The following is a 19,667-nucleotide window of genomic DNA, read 5'->3' on the forward strand; positions in this document are numbered from 1 at the left end:
AGCTAGAGGATCCTCGCTGTGTTAAACCGTTATCCGTTATGGAAGTATTTAATGGTCGTGTTTGCCATTGCCATTTCCGCTTTATATGCACTTCCAAATCTGTACGGTGAAGATCCGGCTATTCAAGTTACAGGGGCGCGAGGCGCCTCTGTAGATATGTCAACGCTGGATGCTGTCACTCAGGCGCTCGATAAAGCGCATCTTTCTCATAAATCCATTGCTCTTGAAAATGGTTCCATTCTTGTCCGCTTTAATGATACCGATACGCAGATCAGCGCGCGCGATATGATTAATGAGGCGCTTGGTAGCGATACTATTGTTGCTTTAAACCTCGCCCCTTCGACACCGAGTTGGCTGGAGTCAATCGGTGCTGCTCCGATGAAGTTGGGGCTTGACCTTCGTGGTGGTGTTCACTTCCTGATGGAAGTAGATATGGACGCTGCGATGGACAAACTGGTCAACCAACAAGAAGAGGCATTTCGTAGTGAGCTTCGTGATGAAAAAATTCGTTATCGAGCTATCCGCGCACAAGCCGACTCGGTTGAGTTGATTTTGCGCGATGCCGATCAACTGACTCAAGCGAAGCAACTTCTCGAGCCGAACCATCGCGATATGACGTTTGTGACTTCAGAAAATGATGGCCGTTTTGTGCTACAAGCTAAGTTTACTGAAGCGCGTTTACAAGAGATTCGTAATTACGCGGTTGAGCAAAATATCACTATTTTACGTAACCGAGTGAATGAGCTAGGGGTTGCAGAACCTTTGGTTCAGCGCCAAGGTGCAACACGTATTGTGGTAGAACTGCCCGGTGTACAAGATACAGCTCGAGCCAAAGAAATCTTAGGTGCGACGGCGACGCTTGAATTCCGCGAAGTCGATTCTAGTGCTGATCTTGCCGCAGCAGCAGCAGGGCGTGTGCCAGCTGGGAGCGAGGTGAAACTTGACCGAGATGGTCGCCCAGTCGTATTAAAAAGACGGGTAATTTTAGGCGGTTCAAGTATTACTGATGCGAGTTCTAGTACCGATGAATATGGTCGTCCTCAGGTGAATATTTCTCTTGATAGTGAAGGCGGCAGTAAAATGGCCGCATTTTCAAGAAATAATATTGGCAAGCTAATGGCGACCGTCTTTGCTGAATATAAAGACAGTGGCGAACGTCATGCCGATGGTAAAGTCATTCTTGAAAAACACGAAGAGGTGATTAACCAAGCGACGATTCAGTCGGCATTAGGTCGCAACTTCCGAATTACCGGAATTGATTCTGTTTCAGAAGCGCATAACTTAGCGCTGCTACTGCGTGCTGGTGCCTTGATCGCACCGATTTCGATTGTCGAAGAGCGAACGATTGGTCCTTCAATGGGGCAGCAAAACATTGATATGGGCATTCAAGCCTGTGTTTGGGGTTTGTTGGCGGTGATGATCTTTACCGCGCTTTACTATCGTAAATTTGGCTTAATTGCTAACGTGGCTTTGGTTTCAAACCTTGTGTTAATTATCGGTGTGATGTCGATGATTCCGGGCGCAACCATGACCTTACCGGGTATTGCGGGTATCGTTTTAACGGTCGGTATGGCGGTGGATGCAAACGTACTTATCTTCGAGCGTATTCGAGAAGAGCTACGGGAAGGTCGTAATCCTCAGCAAGCGATTCACCAAGGGTATGCGAATGCCTTTAGTACCATTGCGGATGCTAACATTACTACGCTAATCACAGCGATTATCTTGTTTGCTGTGGGTACTGGCGCGATTAAAGGTTTTGCGGTGACGCTGTCTATCGGTATTTTAACCTCCATGTTTACTGCAATTATTGGCACTCGTTGTATTGTCAATTTATTGTATGGCGGTAAACGTATCAACAAATTGTCGATCTAAGGCTAGGAATCATTATGTTTCAAATTCTTAAAGCAGAGAAAACGATCGACTTTATGCGTTGGTCGAAACTTACGTTTCTCTTATCATTATTAATGGTTGGAGCCTCGATTTTTACCTTAGCGACGAAGGGATTAAATTGGGGGTTAGATTTCACAGGGGGAACTCTGATTGAGGTGGGTTTTGAGCAGCCCGCACATTTAGACCAAATTCGTGATGCACTAGAGGCGAAGGGTTTTGGCGATGCCACGGTGCAAAACTTTGGTTCAGCACGCGATGTCATGGTTCGTTTACGCCCACGGGAAGGTATTGCTGGCGAAACGCTGGGTAATCAAATCCTCAGTGCGATTGAAGAAGGTACTGGTGAGCATGTCGACATGCGACGTATTGAATTCGTTGGGCCGAATGTTGGCGATGAACTCGCAGAGGCGGGAGGATTGGCAATCCTCGCTTCATTGATCTGTATTTTGCTTTATGTCTCGATGCGTTTTGAGTGGCGTCTTGCGTCTGGTGCGGTACTTTCACTTGCTCACGATGTGATGATTACGCTCGGTATTTTCTCGTTCCTTCAAATCGAAATTGATCTGACCATTGTGGCGGCGTTGCTAACGGTCGTTGGTTATTCATTGAATGATACCATCGTTGTATTTGACCGGATTCGAGAAAACTTTCGCAAACTCCGTAAAGGTGAACCCGTAGAGGTTATTAATAACTCGATTACTCAGACGTTAAGTCGAACCTTAATTACCTCTGGGACGACCTTATTTGTTGTTATTGCTCTATTTGTCCAAGGTGGGGCGAATATTCATGGTTTTGCGACGGCGTTGTTGCTCGGTATTACCGTGGGGACTTATTCCTCCATCTATGTTGCTTCTGCCTTATCCTTGAAGCTAGGGATTACGCGTGAACATCTTCTACCTCAGCAGGTAGAAAAAGAAGGTGCACAACTCGATGAGTTACCGTAATCGAGCATAACAGATAACGATAAAAAAACCGCTGACTTGTGCAGCGGTTTTTTGTTATAGCCTTCGGTGTCGTTATTTTAAAATCGCACTATTACCATTGTCTCGGATATGCTGAAGCAGAGCCTTCACGCCTCGTGGACTTGAGCCAACGATATTACCTGATTGCATGTAGTTAGTACCGCCTGCGAAATCAGTCAAAATTGCCCCCGCTTCACGAGCAATCAATTCGCCAGCGGCCATGTCCCATGGTTTTAATCCAAGCTCAAAATAGCCATCAACACGGTTTGAGGCTAGGTAGCAAAGATCCAATGCTGCAGAGCCTGTACGACGAAAATCAGCACACTCGACAAAGAGTGAAGAAACGATGTTGATATAAGATTCTGAATGTTGTTTTTGCTTAAATGGGAAACCGGTGGCGAGTACAGCACCTTGGAGATCTTTTAGCGGTTTAACGCGAATACGAGCATTATTTAATTGAGCACCAGAGCCACGTTGAGCAGTAAATAACTCATTTAACATCGGGTCATAAACACATGCCACTTCAGTTCTGCCTTTCATGCGTACCGCAATTGAAACAGCGAAATGTGGTAAACCTTTCACAAAGTTAGTGGTGCCATCCAGTGGGTCGATGATCCATTGTACGTCTTTATCTTTACCTTCGATAAGACCGCTTTCTTCTGCCACGATACAGTGTTCAGGATAAGAGCTTTGAATGGTGGCAATGATCATTGCTTCGGCTTCTTTGTCTACATTAGTAACAAAGTCATTGGTGCCTTTTTGAATGGATTCAATTTTGTCAGCATTTTCTAGAGATTTAGCAATATGATTGCCTGCTTTTCGCGCTGCGCGAATAGCAATATTTAGCATAGGATGCATACGAGTTTCCCAACGGATGTTAAAGAACGAAAAAGCGGAGCGGAGTATAGCAAAACTACGACAAAAAGGAAGTGGTTATTTTTTGCTCGACCAATGCATAAAGAGAGAAAGGGTCTGACCATTTTAGTCAAGTTTATGTTAGGCTATGGCGATTAAATCTAAGCGACTTGATGCCTTTTCTGCTGGTATGTGTTGCAGATGTGGCTGTTCTTCAATTATCGCGTTATCGATGCTGATAAAAATCGCGTTATTCATCATCGAACAGTAACTTGAAGTGAGATGCATCACTAAATCAATTCGTGGATTAAAAAGTTGTTTAGGTATATTCAATAGGCTCTGTTCATCTTATGTTAGATAATGTAAAAGTCGTTTTAGTTGGAACTTCTCATTCTGGAAATATTGGTTCAGCTGCTAGAGCTATGAAAGTAATGGGATTGAGTCAACTGGTTTTGGTTGATCCGCAATGTGAAATTGATGCCCAAGCAATAGCTTTAGCGGCCGGAGCGAGTGATATAGCACTCAACGCAAAGGTGACCAAAACCTTGAGTGAAGCCGTTGAGGATTGTCCGTTAGTCGTGGGAAGTAGTGCACGTTCTCGAACCTTAGAATGGCCGATGCTCACACCTCGTCAGTGTGGTGAAAAATTTGCAATTGAAGGAAAAAACCACTCGGTTGCCGTCGTTTTTGGGCGTGAACGGACAGGGTTAACCAATGAAGAGCTGCAACGCTGCCATTATCATGTGTGTATCCCTGCCAACCCTGAATACAGCTCATTGAATTTAGCAATGGCCGTTCAAACGATATGCTATGAGATTCGCGTCGCTTATTTAACTCAACAGCAAACACAGTTTTCTCCGCCGAGTGAGGTGGATTACCCTCGACATAAAGAGCTGGAAATGTTTTATCAGCATTTAGAAACTGTGCTGTTAACAACCGATTTTATCTCTCTTCAACAACCGGGTCAGGTGATGAATAAGTTGCGACGTTTATTTAGTCGAGCGCGTCCTGAATCTCAAGAAATTAATATTTTAAGAGGAATTCTGACCGCAGTAGAAAAGTCGTTAATCGATAAGTCGCAATGATTATGACCACTAAATTGATGGGGTTAAATACCTGACTAAATTGGTCAACTAAATACTTGACCAATTTAGTCAGGTATGAAAGAATGTATTCTACATAGTCAATGTGGATACAGTGTGATATGAGACTTACATCTAAAGGAAGATACGCGGTGACAGCCATGTTAGATGTGGCTCTACATTCGCAGCAAACCCCAGTACCATTAGCGGATATTTCTGAACGGCAAGGCATTTCGCTGTCGTATTTAGAGCAGCTATTTTCTAAATTGCGTAAAGCAGGCTTGGTTGCTAGTGTCCGAGGCCCTGGCGGCGGTTATCGATTAGGTGCTGATGCCGACACCATTTCAATTGGTATTGTAATTGCTGCGGTTGATGAGTCGGTTGATGCGACAAAATGTAGCGGTAGAGGTGATTGCCAAGGTGGCATGCGCTGTCTTACCCACACATTATGGCGTGATTTAAGCTCACGTATTAGTGACTTCTTAAATAACATCACTCTTGGTGAGTTAATGATGGATAATGAAGTCTTACAAATTTCCGACCGACAAGGTATGGACCTTTCGGTTAACCAAGGGTTCGGCCATAAAAATTCTAAATCTGTCACGATTGGTGCCGCCCCCCTTGGCCTTAACGTTCGCTCATAGCGGCAATGTTTTACACTGGAGTAGAAAATGAAACTGCCTATTTATTTAGACTATTCAGCAACATGCCCTGTAGATCCTCGGGTTGCTGAAAAGATGGTTCAGTACATGACAATGGATGGAACGTTTGGTAACCCAGCGTCGCGATCGCATCGTTATGGCTGGCAGGCAGAAGAGGCTGTCGATACGGCTCGTGAGCAAATCGCTGATCTATTGAATGCGGATCCGCGTGAAATTGTTTTTACGTCCGGTGCAACCGAATCTGATAATTTAGCGATTAAAGGTGCTGCGCATTTTTATGCAAAGCAAGGTAAGCATATTATTACATGTAAAACCGAGCATAAGGCAGTTCTTGATACCACTCGCCAATTGGAACGTGAAGGGTTCGAAGTTACTTACCTTGAGCCGGAAAGTAACGGCTTAATCGATATAAATAAATTAGCTGAAGCCATGCGTGATGACACAATTCTTGTGTCGATTATGCATGTTAATAATGAAATTGGCGTGATTCAAGATATTGCTGCCATTGGTGAGTTATGTCGCTCACGGAAAATCATTTTTCATGTCGACGCTGCTCAATCAGCAGGTAAAATTGCCATTGATGTTCAGGCGATGAAAGTTGATTTAATTTCATTATCAGCACATAAAATTTATGGCCCCAAAGGGATTGGCGCATTATATATTCGTCGCAAACCACGCATTCGACTTGAAGCGCAAATGCACGGTGGTGGTCATGAACGTGGTTTTCGTTCGGGAACCTTACCAACCCATCAAATCGTTGGTATGGGCGAAGCGTTCCGTATTGCCAAGCTAGAGATGAAGCAAGACTATGATCATGCAAAGACGCTTCGTGAACGGTTATTGAATGGTGTGAAAGAGATGGAAGCGGTAACCATTAATGGTGATCTCGACCAGCGAGTTCCTCATAACCTCAATATCAGTTTTGCCTTTGTCGAAGGTGAATCCTTGTTAATGGCATTAAAAGATCTAGCGGTATCTTCTGGTAGTGCGTGTACTTCTGCCAGCTTAGAACCTTCCTACGTCTTACGTGCCTTAGGTTTAGATGATGAATTAGCACACAGCTCTATTCGTTTCTCATTCGGTCGTTTTACGACAGAAGAAGAGATAGACTACGCGATCGAATTAATTCGTGTCGCGGTAAATAAACTACGCGACATGTCTCCTCTATGGGATATGTATAAAGAAGGAGTGGATTTAAACAGTGTTGAGTGGGCTCATCACTAATTATTCCACCAGTATAGAGGATGCGAGGTAACTATCATGGCATACAGCGAAAAAGTTATTGATCACTACGAGAATCCACGTAACGTTGGTTCTTTTGATAAAGAAGATCCATCCATCGGGAGCGGTATGGTTGGTGCCCCCGCCTGTGGTGATGTGATGCGACTGCAAATCAAAGTGTCTCCTGAAGGCATTATTGAAGATGCAAAATTTAAAACTTATGGATGCGGTAGTGCTATCGCATCGAGTTCCTTAGTCACTGAATGGGTCAAAGGGAAATCAATCGATGAAGCGGCATCGATTAAAAATGCCGAAATCGCAGAAGAGTTAGAACTACCACCGGTAAAAGTGCATTGTTCTATTTTAGCTGAAGATGCGATTAAAGCGGCCGTTGCCGATTATAAGAAAAAACACCAATAGTCATTTATTTAGGAGCAGAGTTTCTGCTCCTACTCTTTTATTCATTGACCAGCAAGGTTGTAGTATGGCCATAACGTTAACAGAAACCGCAGCAAATCGAGTTCAATCATTTCTAGATAGCCGAGGAAAAGGGCTCGGTTTACGCTTAGGAGTGAAAACGACAGGATGCTCAGGTATGGCGTATGTGCTCGAATTTGTTGATGAGCTAAACGAAGATGATCAAGTTTTCGAAGATCACGGAGTCAAAGTGATTATTGATGCGAAAAGTTTAGTCTATCTAGATGGCACTGAACTTGATTATAAAAAAGAAGGCTTGAATGAAGGCTTTGAATTCAATAATCCGAATGCAAAAAGTGAATGTGGTTGTGGGGAAAGCTTCAATGTTTAATGGCAGACACCGTTAGTTTGATCATCAATAAGTCATCAGATACTTTTTTAGGGCATAAGAGAAACGCCATCCATTGATCCAGCGTTAGCGACGGTAGAAGGACCAAAAACTAATGAATTATTTTGAACTATTTGGGCTACCAACTCAGTATCAACTGGATGGTAGCCTTCTTTCTTCTCAGTTCCGTGAGTTGCAAAAACGATTTCACCCAGATAATTTTGCAACCGCATCTGAGCGTGATCGTCTGATGGCGGTACAAAAAGCGACCGAAATTAACGATGCTTATCAAGTATTGAAAAATCCAATTGCTCGTGCTGAATATTTGCTAACGCAATATGACATAACCTTAGCCGGAGAACAGCAAACCTTGCAAGACGCCCACTTTTTGATGGAACAAATGGAACTAAGGGAAGAGCTGGAATTATTAGCACAAGCTCCCAATGAAGATGCACTATGGGCTTTTGAAACCCAAGTTACACAGTCTTATCAAGCGCATTTACAACAGGTCGAGCTTGAACTAAATAGCGAACAGTGGCAGCAGGCCGCTGATACTGTCCGTAAATTAAAATTTATTGCCAAATTAAAAACTGAAATAGAACGAGTCGAAGAAAAACTGCTCGGCTAATTCAAATAAAAGGACCGATCCATGGCATTACTTCAAATTGCAGAACCCGGTCAAAGTTCGGCCCCTCACCAACATAAATTGGCCGCGGGGATCGACTTGGGGACAACTAACTCTCTAGTCGCCTCTGTTCGAAGCGGCATTGCGACGCCTTTAGCCGATGAACAAGGCCGGAAGATTCTACCTTCGGTTGTGCATTACGCTCATGAACAGACGTTGGTTGGTGATGTTGCGCGTGAGCATGCAGAGCATGATCCTGCGCATACCATCATCTCGGTGAAACGTCTGATTGGTCGTTCGCTAAAAGATATCGAAACCCGTTATAACCAATTGCCTTATCACTTTAAATCGAGTGAACAAGGTTTACCTATGATTCAAACCCCACAAGGGGATAAAAATCCGATTCAAGTCTCTGCCGACATTTTGAAAAAGCTCGCTGAGCGAGCACAGAATCACTTAGGTGGTGAACTGGCAGGGGTAGTGATTACGGTTCCAGCATACTTTGATGATGCTCAGCGGGCAGGCACCAAAGACGCGGCCAATCTCGCTGGATTACACGTTTTACGCCTACTCAATGAGCCGACTGCTGCGGCAATCGCTTATGGGCTAGATTCTGGCCAAGAAGGCGTTATTGCCGTTTATGATTTAGGTGGTGGAACCTTTGATATTTCGATTTTACGCTTATCAAAAGGTGTGTTCGAAGTCTTAGCAACGGGGGGCGATTCCGCTTTAGGTGGTGATGATTTCGACCACCTTATTGCCGAATATTTGCAAACCGAAATTGGCTTATCCGCACCATTGAGTGCGGATAGACGCCGAGTGTTGCTCGATACCGCAACGCAAGCAAAAATCGCTTTAACTGAGCAAAATAAAACCAATATCGAAGTTTTCGGTTGGCAAGGAGAGCTAACGCGCAGCAAGTTAAATGAGTTGATCCAACCACTGATCAAAAAAACGCTACTGTCGTGTCGTCGGGCATTGAAAGATGCTCAGGTCAGTGCGAAAGAGGTCTTGCAAGTGGTCATGGTTGGTGGATCAACCCGTACACCATTAGTCCGAGAATTAGTCGGGGAATTTTTTGGTCGCCCCCCTCTTACCGAGATTAACCCGGATGAGGTGGTCTCGATTGGCGCTGCGATTCAAGCTGACATATTAGTCGGTAATAAACCCGATGCAGAAATGTTGCTGTTGGATGTTATTCCCCTCTCATTAGGCATTGAAACCATGGGGGGATTGGTGGAAAAAATCATTCCACGGAATACCACCATTCCGGTTGCTCGTGCCCAAGAATTTACCACATTTAAGGATGGACAAACGGCCATGAGCGTCCATATCGTGCAAGGAGAGCGTGAGTTGGTGAATGACTGTCGGTCACTCGCTCGATTTTCATTAAAAGGCATTCCCCCAATGACTGCTGGTGCAGCTCACATTCGAGTGACCTACCAAGTGGATGCGGACGGCTTACTCTCTGTCACCGCTATGGAAAAAAGCACAGGGGTTCAAGCTGAAATACAAGTTAAGCCTTCCTACGGCTTAAGCGATACCGAAGTGGCTGAAATGCTAAAAGACTCGATGGCTTATGCTAAAGAAGACATGCAAACCCGGGCTCTGGTTGAACAAAAAGTTGAAGCGGATCGGGTGATTGAGGGCTTAATTGCCGCAATGCAAGCCGATGGTGACGAGCTATTGACAGCTCAAGAGCGTGAAACATTACTTGCCGCCATAGAATCGCTCATTGAACTTCGCAATGGCGACGACGCTGATGCCATTGAGCAAGGGATTAAAGAGACGGATAAAGTGAGCCAAGCGTTTGCTTCCCGTCGTATGGATAAATCCATTCGAGCGGCATTAGCTGGCCACTCTGTTGATGAAATTTGAGAGAAAAAATATGCCGAAAATTATCGTATTGCCTCATGATACTTTATGCCCCGATGGTGCGGTTTTGGATGCCAATCGTGGTGACAGTGTGCTTGATGTAGCCTTAAAAAATGGTATTCATATTGAACATGCTTGTGAGAAATCTTGTGCTTGTACTACCTGTCATGTCGTTATCCGTGAAGGGTTTGATTCTTTAGATGAGAGTGACGAGCTTGAAGATGATATGTTAGATAAAGCTTGGGGGTTAGAGCCCGAATCTCGTTTGAGTTGCCAAGCAAAAGTGGCTGATGAAGATTTAGTGATCGAAATTCCCAAATATTCACTGAATCACGCGAAAGAAGATCATTAATTTATGCTCATTCCCTCATTTTTTATCTAAAGGGGATGAATTACACTAGGGAGCTTGTTATGAAATGGACAGACTCACGGGACATTGCCATTGAACTTTGTGAACAATATCCTGATGTCGAACCTCAAAATGTACGCTTTACTGATCTACACCAATGGATTTTAGATTTGGATGATTTTAATGATGATCCTGATCGTTCAAATGAAAAAATTCTTGAAGCTATTATCCTGTGTTGGATGGATGAGCGAGATTAAAATCCACGCTCAAATTTGAGTCGAGTGAGTATGCTAAAAAGCGGGCCTGATGGTCCGTTTTTTTATCAAGTAACCACTTTTTACAGAAAAAGTACCTTTAAAAGTGAATCATTTGGTATGGTCGAGAATATAGTCCAGTGATTGGCTAAAGCGATCATATCGCCAAACGACTTGGAGCGGCAGGTTCTCGGCCAGTGAGTTTATCCCTATCAGCATAGACCGACTATATGATTGGATAAACAAACCCAGCCCACATCACTGCATCTGCAAGTCAAAATGGTATAAAGAGTATTTGGAATAACATCATATAAAAAGACAAGGAGAAACCATGTCTACACCAATGTCGGTACGAATTAGTTTAGAACCAGCCCTGCCTCAGTGGGGAGAAAAAGCACTGATTTCATTTTCCGAACAAGCTGCTGTCATCCATCTTACGACAGCCAATGATATTGACAGCATTCAACGTGCGGCGCGTAAATTTGATAATCAAGGATTACGCCATCTATCTTTACAAGGCAATGAGTGGACGCTTGAAACCATTTGGGCATTCTATCAAGGCTATCGTGATGCGAAGAAGAAGAATGTACTGGAATGGAGCGAGCTAGAAAAAACCGCACAAACAGAGTTGCAAGCTCGTATTAAAGTTGCCGATTGGACACGAGACATCATCAATAAAAGCGCAGAAGAGGTCGCCCCGCGTCAACTGGCGACCATGGCCGCAGAATTTATCAAATCATTAGCGCCAGAGCAGGTTTCTTATCGTATCGTCAAAGATAAAGATCTATTAACGGAAGGCTGGGAAGGTATTTTTGCAGTAGGCCGAGGCTCAGAACGCACCTCTGCAATGTTACAATTAGATTTTAACCCGACAGGTGATGAGAATGCGCCAGTTTTCGCTTGTCTCGTCGGGAAGGGAATTACATTTGATTCAGGTGGTTACAGCTTAAAACCATCGAATTTTATGTCTGCCATGAAATCAGATATGGGGGGAGCGGCGACCATCACAGGGGCTCTTGGGCTGGCGATGATGCGAGGCGTAAATAAAAGAATTAAGCTGATTTTATGCTGTGCTGAAAATATGGTTTCTGGACGAGCGCTGAAATTAGGTGATGTGATTACTTATAAAAATGGTAAAACGGTAGAAATCATGAATACCGATGCCGAAGGACGCTTGGTTTTGGCTGATGGGCTTATTTATGCCTCAGAACAAAAACCTACGCTCATTATTGATTGTGCGACGCTGACCGGAGCGGCGAAAAATGCGTTAGGTAATGATTACCATGCCATGCTTAGCTTTGATGAGTCATTAGCGCATCAAGCTCTTAATGCCGCTAAAGAAGAGCACGAAGGCTTATGGCCTTTGCCTTTAGCTGAATTTCACCGTGATATGCTACCGTCTAATTTTGCCGATTTATCTAACATCTCATCGGGCGATTACTCACCAGGAGCGAGTACCGCAGCGGCATTCTTATCTTATTTTGTTGATAATTATCAACAAGGATGGTTGCATTTTGACTGTGCTGGAACTTATCGTAAATCGGCGAGTGACAAATGGCCCGCTGGAGCAACCGCGATGGGAGTTAAAACGCTTGCACGCCTACTAGTAGAACAGGCGAAATAATTTTTTACCTTCCTATCATAAAGGAAATAGAAGCCTATTAAGTTAGGCTTCTTATAACGATAAGAACTAGAAGGATATTTAATGGCTCTTGAAAAAACATTTTCTATTATTAAACCGGATGCAGTAAAGCGTAACTTAATTGGTGAAATTTATCACCGTATTGAGCAAGCAGGGCTACGGATCATTGCCGCTAAAATGGTGCACTTAACCGAGCAGCAAGCGAGTGGTTTTTATGCTGAGCATGAGGGCAAACCCTTTTTTGCTGAATTGAAAAAATTCATGACATCAGGCCCGATCATGGTTCAGGTACTTGAGGGAGAAAATGCGATTTCTCGCTATCGAGAGTTAATGGGAACCACCAACCCAGAAGATGCTGCTTGTGGTACGCTACGAGCTGATTATGCCTTGAGTATGCGTTATAACTCGGTGCATGGCAGTGATAGCCCAGAGTCAGCGGCGCGTGAAATCGAGTTTTTCTTTCCTGAAAGTGAAATTTGCTTACGATTAGATTCTTGATTTTTTAATCGTTTTATTTAAAGGCCCTCGGTGTAATCGGGCCTTTTGTGTGTATCAGGTTTAGTCAACAGGCCCTAGGGATAACGTGTCAAACACCTACTTATGGCAAGGTTTTTCGGCTCTTGTCGCGACTGCATAAAGGCTGTACAATTCGCGCCCTTAATTCTTGTTCCATCTCTGAGAGGCCACATGACCATGCAAAAAGTCAATCTACTCGATTTTGATCGTAAAGGCTTACGTACCTACTTTGCTGAAGAGTTAGGTGAAAAAGCTTTTCGTGCCGATCAAGTCATGAAGTGGATCTATCACTTTGGTTGTGATGACTTTGAAAAAATGACCAATATCAACAAGACATTACGCGAGAAATTACAAGCAAATTGCGAAATTAAAGCCCCTTATGTCTCTCAGGCTCAGCACTCTAATGATGGAACGATAAAATGGGCGATGCGTGTTGGAGATCAAGATGTTGAAACCGTCTATATCCCAGAGGAAGACCGTGCCACCTTGTGTGTCTCCTCTCAAGTTGGCTGTGCATTAGAATGTAAATTCTGTTCAACGGCTCAGCAAGGTTTTAACCGAAATCTACGTGTATCTGAAATTATTGGCCAAGTTTGGCGGGCTGCGCGTGAAATCGGTTTAGAAAAAGAAACAGGCCGACGTCCTATTACCAATGTGGTGATGATGGGGATGGGGGAACCTCTGTTGAACATGAAAAACCTGATCCCAGCGTTAGAAATTATGTTAGATGATCTAGGTTTTGGGTTATCAAAACGCCGTGTCACCGTCTCGACCTCTGGTGTGGTGTCTGGACTCGATCAAATGACGGGACAAATTGACGTCGCCTTAGCGATTTCTTTACATGCTCCCAATGATCAATTGCGTAGCGATATTATGCCGATCAATGATCGGTGGAATATCCAAGATTTCTTGGCATCAGTTCGTCGTTATATTGCTTCATCCAATGCTAACCGTGGCAAAGTAACGGTAGAGTATGTCTTGCTTGATCATGTTAATGACGGCACCGAGCACGCGCATGAACTGGCTCAATTAATGAAAGATACGCCTTGTAAGATCAACTTAATCCCGTTTAATCCTTATCCTGGTTCGCCTTATAAAAAACCAAGCAATTCAAGGATTGATCGTTTCCAAAAAACGCTGATGCAATATGAACATACGGTAACAGTCCGTAAAACGCGAGGCGATGATATTGATGCTGCATGTGGACAATTAGTGGGAGAGGTTATCGACCGAACTAAGCGGACAAAATTGAAGGCACAGGCAGAGCAAATGATTCCAGTCAAAGCAATTTAATCTATGAGATAAGGCAGATTCAGTTCTGCCTTATCGGGAATACCGATGTCCCAATAAGTCCAATGATCATCCTCTTATTTTAACATTGACCCTGTTTGGGGCGTGTTTTTGTTACGTTTTCATGTCAATTTAACGAAAAATATTGACCTGGCTGTAATTTCTTTCCCAAATCAATGTTGTTTAGCGCTTAATATCCATTAGAATGATTTCTAACACTGCGTTCGAGTTTAATATCGAATAGAATATACGTGATATCCCAATCGCTTGGGGATTAGGACAACGCTTATTCGCCCTATTGATTAAAATATGGTGAGCTATTTAGCAAAGTCATTGCTTGCAAGTGAAAAAGGATCATTAAATTTTCCCTGTTCAAGTTACGCTTGCTTTACGCAACGAACAATCAATATAAAAACAAGCCAAAGCACGTGACGTGAACAAGAACATAAGAGATTAGTACTGCGGATGAACACAGAACAAGACAACAGCATCGACAATAAGCCATTAATACAACCGGGAACTTTACTGAAACAGAAGCGTGAGGCATTAGGGCTTAGCCAAAAGCAGATCGCTGATCGTTTGCGTTTGCGGGCCGCTATTATTCGCAATATCGAAGAGAATCAGTTTGATTCTGATTTAGTCTCGACTTTTATTCGTGGTTATCTGCGCTCTTATGCGAGAGCCGTGGGTGTTAATGAACTCGATATTATGGATGCTTATGAAGCCAATTGTGCAAGCGAGCCTCAAGAACAAAAAATGCAGAGTTTTTCTCGCAAGACCAAGCGCGCTAAACACGATAATCGCATTATGACCATTACTTGGATTATTGTTTTAGTGATTATTGGTATGTCTTCACTCTGGTGGTGGCAAAATAATCAGCAAGACAGCTTGTTACCAGCCAATAATCTCCCCATTAACTCAAATGAAATCGATACTGCACCACCAGTGGTTGAGGCGAGTTCTGAATTTGCTACGGTAAGCGAATTAACTCAAGCGCAAGAGCAAGAGGCATCAACGAGTGATATTGAAGCGATTGAGCCTGTTGAACCCATTGCTTCCATTGAGGATGACGCTGAAGCTCAAGTTATTGCTGATCAAACGATAGCCGCTGTAGAAACGGTGCCCAATAATCTACTTACAATGCATTTTTCTGCAGATTGTTGGATTCAAGTTAAAGATGCCACGGGGAAAACGTTATCGACCGGAATAAAAAAAGCCGGTCAAACCGTCAATTTACAGGGAGAAACACCCTTACAAGTTATTCTTGGTGCGCCTGAGGGCGTTTCCGTTACATTTGCGAGTGAACCTATCGACCTTTCTGGGTATACTTCAGGTAAAGTAGCTAGATTCACCTTACCTTAGACAATATTATGCAATACGAGTCTCCTATCAAACGTCGCCCATCGACACGTATTTATGTGGGTGATGTACCCATTGGCGATGGTGCCCCCATCGCCGTACAATCCATGACTAACACCAGAACAACGGATGTAGCAGCCACGGTTGCTCAGATCAAAGCGTTGGAAAAAGTAGGCGCTGATATCGTACGGGTATCGGTTCCGACAATGGATGCCGCAGAAGCATTTAGGCTGATTAAACAACAAGTCTCGGTTCCTTTAGTGGCTGACATTCATTTCGATTACCGTATTGCGCTAAAAGTCGCAGAGTACGGTGTCGACTGCTTGCGAATTAATCCTGGTAACATTGGCAACGAGGATCGGATTCGTTCGGTGGTTGATTGTGCCCGTGATAAAGGCATCCCAATTCGCATTGGCGTAAATGGTGGATCGCTAGAAAAAGAGATCCAGATGAAATATGGCGAGCCAACTCCTGAAGCTCTCGTCGAGTCGGCAATGCGCCATGTGGATATTCTTGATCGGCTAAACTTCGATCAATTCAAAGTTAGTGTAAAGGCCTCGGATGTTTTTCTCGCTGTTGATTCCTATCGATTACTCGCGACCAAAATTGACCAGCCGCTGCATTTAGGCATTACGGAAGCCGGTGGTGCACGTGCCGGTTCAGTCAAATCAGCGGTTGGCTTAGGTATGTTACTCGCGGAGGGGATTGGTGACACGCTACGTATTTCTTTAGCGGCTAATCCAGTTGAAGAGATCAAAGTGGGGTTTGATATTCTTAAATCTTTACGTATCCGCTCTCGAGGGATTAACTTCATCGCTTGTCCTAGCTGTTCTCGTCAAGAGTTTGATGTGATTGGCACCGTCAATGCACTTGAACAGCGATTAGAAGATGTTTTAACTCCGATGGATGTTTCCATTATTGGCTGTGTAGTCAATGGCCCCGGAGAAGCAGAAGTTTCTCATTTAGGGCTTGCGGGTAGTAATAAGAAAAGTGCCTTTTATGAAGATGGCGTGCGTCAAAAAGAGCGTTTTGATAACGATGATCTCGTTGCTCAACTTGAAGCCAAAATTCGCGCCAAAGCCGCTCAATTAGATGCAAACAATCGCATCGATATTCAGCAACTCGAACAAGATTAATCTCAACGATATTACGGTAAGTACAGTGGCAAAGACTATTCAAGCAATTCGAGGTATGAACGACTGCCTCCCAACTCAGTCTCCGCTTTGGCAAAAAGTGGAAGGCGTGGTAAAAAACGTGATCAGCGCATACGGCTACAGTGAAGTGCGTATGCCGATCGTTGAGATGACGCATCTATTTAGCCGCGCGATTGGCGAAGTGACCGATGTGGTTGAAAAAGAGATGTACACTTTTGAAGATCGCAATGGGGATAGCTTAACGCTGCGTCCAGAGGGAACGGCTGGTTGTGTTCGTTCTGGGATTGAAAATGGCCTACTGTATAACCAAGAACAACGCTTATGGTACATGGGGCCAATGTTCCGTCACGAGCGGCCACAAAAGGGTCGTTATCGTCAATTTCATCAATGCGGTGTGGAAGTCTTTGGTATTGATGGGCCAGATGTCGATGCGGAACTGATCATGATGACTGCGCGTTTATGGCGTGAACTCGGCATTGCTAATCATGTTCGTTTGGAACTGAACTCGATCGGCTCATTAGAGGCCCGAGCGAATTATCGTAGTGCATTAATTGATTATTTAGAGCAATACCAAGCCATCTTAGATGATGATTGTAAACGCCGTATGTACACCAACCCCTTGCGTGTTTTAGATACAAAGAATCCAGAGGTACAAGCGGTATTAGGTGATGCGCCTAAGCTTTCTGACTATCTGGATTTCGATTCTAAACAACATTTTGCAGGGTTATGTGAACTTCTTGACGCAGCTGGTATCGAATATACCGTCAATGAACGTTTGGTCCGTGGGTTGGATTATTATAATCGAACCGTATTTGAATGGATCACAGAAAGTTTAGGGGCGCAGGGCACGGTGTGTGGTGGTGGCCGCTATGATGGACTGGTTGAGCAACTTGGTGGAAAACCAACCCCGGCGGTTGGTTTCGCGATGGGGCTTGAGCGCTTGGTATTGATGATGGAAACGTTGGGCAATACAGACGTTCGTCGTCAGGTCGATGTTTATGTTGTCACTGCGGGTGAAGGCACCATGATGGCGGGTATGAAACTGGCTGAGCATTTGCGTGAACAGTTACCAGCACTACGAGTCATGAATCACTGTGGTGGTGGTAGCTTTAAAAAACAATTTAAGCGTGCTGATAAAGTCGGTGCAGCGGTTGCGTTGGTTTTAGGTGAAAATGAAGTCCTAGAGCAAACCGTTGTGCTAAAAGATTTACTTGGTGGGGAACAAACCACCTTCTCTCAAAATGAGATTGCAAGCCAGTTGGCGCATCTTATCGAACAACACTAATTTTTGAGATTTCTGATTTTAAGAGGACAGGAAGTGGAACTCTACGATACCGAAGAACAACAAGTTGAAGCAATCAAAGATTGGTGGAAAGAAAACGGTAAAGCGGTCATTTTAGGTGCCGTTATTGGTTTAGGTGGACTGTTTGGTTGGCGTTATTACCAGCAGTCTGTGATTGCTGGGCAAGAAGCAGCTTCAGAAAACTACACCCAGGTTATGCAGAACTTAGCGCAAAAAGGCGTTGAGGCTGAATCAGACATACAGCGTTTTATTGCAAGCCACAATCAATCGGAATATGCCGTGTTAGCTGCCATGCAGTTAGCTAAAATACAGGTTGAAGCCGGTCATTTGGATGAAGCATTAGCGCAACTTGAATGGGCTAAAAATACGACCCAAGATGCCGCGCTAAAACCACTGTTGAGCTATCGTGTTGCTCGCTTACAGGCAGAGCAAGGGCAAAGTGATGATGCTCTGGCTGAGCTTGCCACAATAAAAGAGCAAAGTTGGGCTGGGCGAGTGGCTGAGCTACGTGGTGATATCGCTTTGCGTATGGGTGACAAAGACACAGCTTATACTGCTTATACTGAAGCTCAGCAAGCGAGTGACGCGAGCCAAACCTTGCAAATAAAACTGGATGATCTAGCCAGATAAGGGCATGACTTGATGAAGAAAATGTTCAACAAAGTGCTTTTGTCAGCGGCCATGTTAGGAGCATTGGTCGGGTGCTCAGGCGAAGAAGAAAATATCATCATGGCCCCTCTTCCGCTGGTTAAGAGTGAATTTACCCCACAATCCGTGTGGCGCAGTTCGATCGGAGATGGGGTGGGGCATTATTTTTCAAACCTTGCTCCAGAATACGCTTACGATAAGATTTTTGTCGCCAACCGTGAAGGGGAAGTGAAAGCGCTGAATCCTGAAAATGGGCAGCCATTCTGGCGCGTTCGTCTTCAAGGTGACGTTCCTGCTCGTCTTTCTGGCGGTATCACTGCCGCTTATGGACAACTATTTATTGGCAGTGAGAATGGCGAAGTCATTGCGTTGGATGCTGAGAGTGGCAATGTTAATTGGCGGGCAAATATCGAAGGTGAAGTGCTGGCTCCGGTAGCCGCGGATAATAATTTTATTATCGCCAATAGCAGCCGAGGAATCTTAGTGGCTTTAGATGCTAGCACGGGCGAACAAAAGTGGACCATAAGTACCGATGTACCAAGCCTCACGTTACGTGGTGATAGCCAACCTGTCACAACATCAGGCGGAGTTTTTTGGGGCACACCGAGTGGCCGTCTTGCGGCTGCAATTGTTGAACGAGGCCAACTGATTTGGCAGTTACCGGTCGGGCAGCCTAAAGGCGCAACAGAAATCGATCGACTTGTGGATGTGGATGCAGCACCACTGATTATTGGTGCTAACTTATACACGATCGGCTTTAATGGCCAATTGATGGCTATTGATTTACGTTCAGGAAATCCGCTATGGAAACGTAACTATTCATCAACAACCAACATGGCCAGTGATGGTAGTCGCTTATTTTTGATTACTGATAAAGATCATGTTGTTGCTGTCGATGCGCGAAGCGGTACCGAATTGTGGAGCAATAAGCAGCTAGAACATCGTTTATTAACGGCACCTAAAATTATTGATGGTTATGTGGTTGTTGGGGACAGCGAAGGCTATTTACATTGGTTTGATCGTGGCAGTGGTGAATTTGTCGCACAGCAACTCATTCATAAAAGTGGTTTTGCAGTCGGACCGTTGGCTTTAGATGACGGATACCTAGTGATCACACGGGATGGTAAAATAAAGAAACTGACGATCCGTCAATAAATCGTGATACAATTCACAGT

General features: G+C 44.3%; 21 protein-coding genes. 19 read left to right on the forward strand and 2 right to left on the reverse strand.

What is annotated here, in order from left to right; all coding sequences use genetic code 11:
- The first annotated feature begins 18 nt into the window (after window positions 1-18).
- Both secD and secF read left to right on the forward strand, forming a co-directional pair.
- Window positions 19-1,872: a protein translocase subunit SecD gene (gene secD, locus CAG57_RS07645; RefSeq protein ID WP_161427722.1), complete on the forward strand. Its 1,854-nt coding sequence runs from the start codon at window positions 19-21 to the stop codon at window positions 1,870-1,872.
- 14 nt (window positions 1,873-1,886) lie between these two features.
- A complete protein-coding gene (secF, locus tag CAG57_RS07650; protein WP_161427721.1) occupies window positions 1,887-2,834 on the forward strand; it encodes a protein translocase subunit SecF in 948 nt (315 codons plus the stop codon).
- 72 nt (window positions 2,835-2,906) lie between these two features.
- On the opposite strand, the gene suhB is transcribed toward secF, so the two are convergent.
- Window positions 2,907-3,710, reverse strand: a complete 804-nt coding sequence (gene suhB / locus CAG57_RS07655; RefSeq protein ID WP_099611895.1) for an inositol-1-monophosphatase — start codon at window positions 3,708-3,710, stop codon at window positions 2,907-2,909.
- 138 nt (window positions 3,711-3,848) lie between these two features.
- Window positions 3,849-4,040, reverse strand: a complete 192-nt coding sequence (locus CAG57_RS07660; RefSeq protein ID WP_161430758.1) for a hypothetical protein — start codon at window positions 4,038-4,040, stop codon at window positions 3,849-3,851.
- Window positions 4,041-4,057: 17 nt separating this feature from the next.
- Here CAG57_RS07660 and trmJ point away from each other — a divergent pair, with 17 nt between their 5' ends.
- The 17 genes from trmJ (at window position 4,058) to bamB (ending at window position 19,647) form a co-directional block, all read left to right on the forward strand.
- A complete protein-coding gene (trmJ, locus tag CAG57_RS07665) occupies window positions 4,058-4,792 on the forward strand; it encodes a tRNA (cytosine(32)/uridine(32)-2'-O)-methyltransferase TrmJ (RefSeq protein ID WP_161427922.1) in 735 nt (244 codons plus the stop codon).
- Window positions 4,793-4,911: 119 nt separating this feature from the next.
- Window positions 4,912-5,433: a Fe-S cluster assembly transcriptional regulator IscR gene (iscR, locus tag CAG57_RS07670; protein ID WP_099611897.1), complete on the forward strand. Its 522-nt coding sequence runs from the start codon at window positions 4,912-4,914 to the stop codon at window positions 5,431-5,433.
- Between the two features lie 27 nt (window positions 5,434-5,460).
- Window positions 5,461-6,675 (forward strand): IscS subfamily cysteine desulfurase, encoded by a 1,215-nt coding sequence (locus CAG57_RS07675; RefSeq protein ID WP_099611898.1) that lies wholly within the window; start codon window positions 5,461-5,463, stop codon window positions 6,673-6,675.
- Between the two features lie 36 nt (window positions 6,676-6,711).
- Entirely contained in the window at window positions 6,712-7,092 is a 381-nt protein-coding gene (gene iscU / locus CAG57_RS07680; RefSeq protein WP_099611899.1) for a Fe-S cluster assembly scaffold IscU, read from the forward strand.
- Between the two features lie 64 nt (window positions 7,093-7,156).
- Entirely contained in the window at window positions 7,157-7,480 is a 324-nt protein-coding gene (gene iscA, locus CAG57_RS07685; RefSeq protein WP_099611900.1) for an iron-sulfur cluster assembly protein IscA, read from the forward strand.
- 112 nt (window positions 7,481-7,592) lie between these two features.
- Window positions 7,593-8,105: a co-chaperone HscB gene (gene hscB / locus CAG57_RS07690; RefSeq protein ID WP_099611901.1), complete on the forward strand. Its 513-nt coding sequence runs from the start codon at window positions 7,593-7,595 to the stop codon at window positions 8,103-8,105.
- 21 nt (window positions 8,106-8,126) lie between these two features.
- Entirely contained in the window at window positions 8,127-9,980 is a 1,854-nt protein-coding gene (gene hscA / locus CAG57_RS07695; protein WP_161427921.1) for a Fe-S protein assembly chaperone HscA, read from the forward strand.
- 10 nt (window positions 9,981-9,990) lie between these two features.
- The gene (gene fdx / locus CAG57_RS07700) at window positions 9,991-10,329 is read left to right on the forward strand and encodes an ISC system 2Fe-2S type ferredoxin (protein WP_161427920.1); all 339 of its coding nucleotides are present in this window, start codon (window positions 9,991-9,993) and stop codon (window positions 10,327-10,329) included.
- A gap of 59 nt (window positions 10,330-10,388) precedes the next feature.
- Window positions 10,389-10,583, forward strand: coding sequence for a Fe-S cluster assembly protein IscX (gene iscX / locus CAG57_RS07705; protein WP_099611904.1), 195 nt, complete (start codon window positions 10,389-10,391; stop codon window positions 10,581-10,583).
- A 328-nt stretch (window positions 10,584-10,911) separates the two neighbouring features.
- Window positions 10,912-12,204, forward strand: a complete 1,293-nt coding sequence (gene pepB / locus CAG57_RS07710) for an aminopeptidase PepB (protein ID WP_099611905.1) — start codon at window positions 10,912-10,914, stop codon at window positions 12,202-12,204.
- A gap of 81 nt (window positions 12,205-12,285) precedes the next feature.
- Entirely contained in the window at window positions 12,286-12,720 is a 435-nt protein-coding gene (gene ndk / locus CAG57_RS07715) for a nucleoside-diphosphate kinase (protein WP_161427919.1), read from the forward strand.
- Window positions 12,721-12,909: 189 nt separating this feature from the next.
- Window positions 12,910-14,031, forward strand: a complete 1,122-nt coding sequence (locus CAG57_RS07720; protein ID WP_099611907.1) for a bifunctional tRNA (adenosine(37)-C2)-methyltransferase TrmG/ribosomal RNA large subunit methyltransferase RlmN — start codon at window positions 12,910-12,912, stop codon at window positions 14,029-14,031.
- A gap of 462 nt (window positions 14,032-14,493) precedes the next feature.
- On the forward strand, window positions 14,494-15,390 hold the full coding sequence (locus CAG57_RS07725; RefSeq protein ID WP_161427918.1) for a RodZ domain-containing protein: 897 nt from the start codon (window positions 14,494-14,496) through the stop codon (window positions 15,388-15,390).
- A gap of 8 nt (window positions 15,391-15,398) precedes the next feature.
- On the forward strand, window positions 15,399-16,523 hold the full coding sequence (gene ispG, locus CAG57_RS07730; protein ID WP_099611909.1) for a flavodoxin-dependent (E)-4-hydroxy-3-methylbut-2-enyl-diphosphate synthase: 1,125 nt from the start codon (window positions 15,399-15,401) through the stop codon (window positions 16,521-16,523).
- Window positions 16,524-16,548: 25 nt separating this feature from the next.
- Complete coding sequence (hisS, locus tag CAG57_RS07735) at window positions 16,549-17,826, forward strand: histidine--tRNA ligase (RefSeq protein ID WP_161427917.1); 1,278 nt, start codon at window positions 16,549-16,551, stop codon at window positions 17,824-17,826.
- 33 nt (window positions 17,827-17,859) lie between these two features.
- Window positions 17,860-18,474, forward strand: coding sequence for a YfgM family protein (locus CAG57_RS07740; protein ID WP_099611910.1), 615 nt, complete (start codon window positions 17,860-17,862; stop codon window positions 18,472-18,474).
- A gap of 12 nt (window positions 18,475-18,486) precedes the next feature.
- Window positions 18,487-19,647, forward strand: a complete 1,161-nt coding sequence (gene bamB / locus CAG57_RS07745; protein WP_161427916.1) for an outer membrane protein assembly factor BamB — start codon at window positions 18,487-18,489, stop codon at window positions 19,645-19,647.
- Window positions 19,648-19,667: the final 20 nt, after the last annotated feature.

The sequence above is a fragment of the Vibrio sp. V30_P3S12P165 genome, assembly GCF_009904905.1.
GTDB lineage: Bacteria > Pseudomonadota > Gammaproteobacteria > Enterobacterales > Vibrionaceae > Vibrio > Vibrio fujianensis.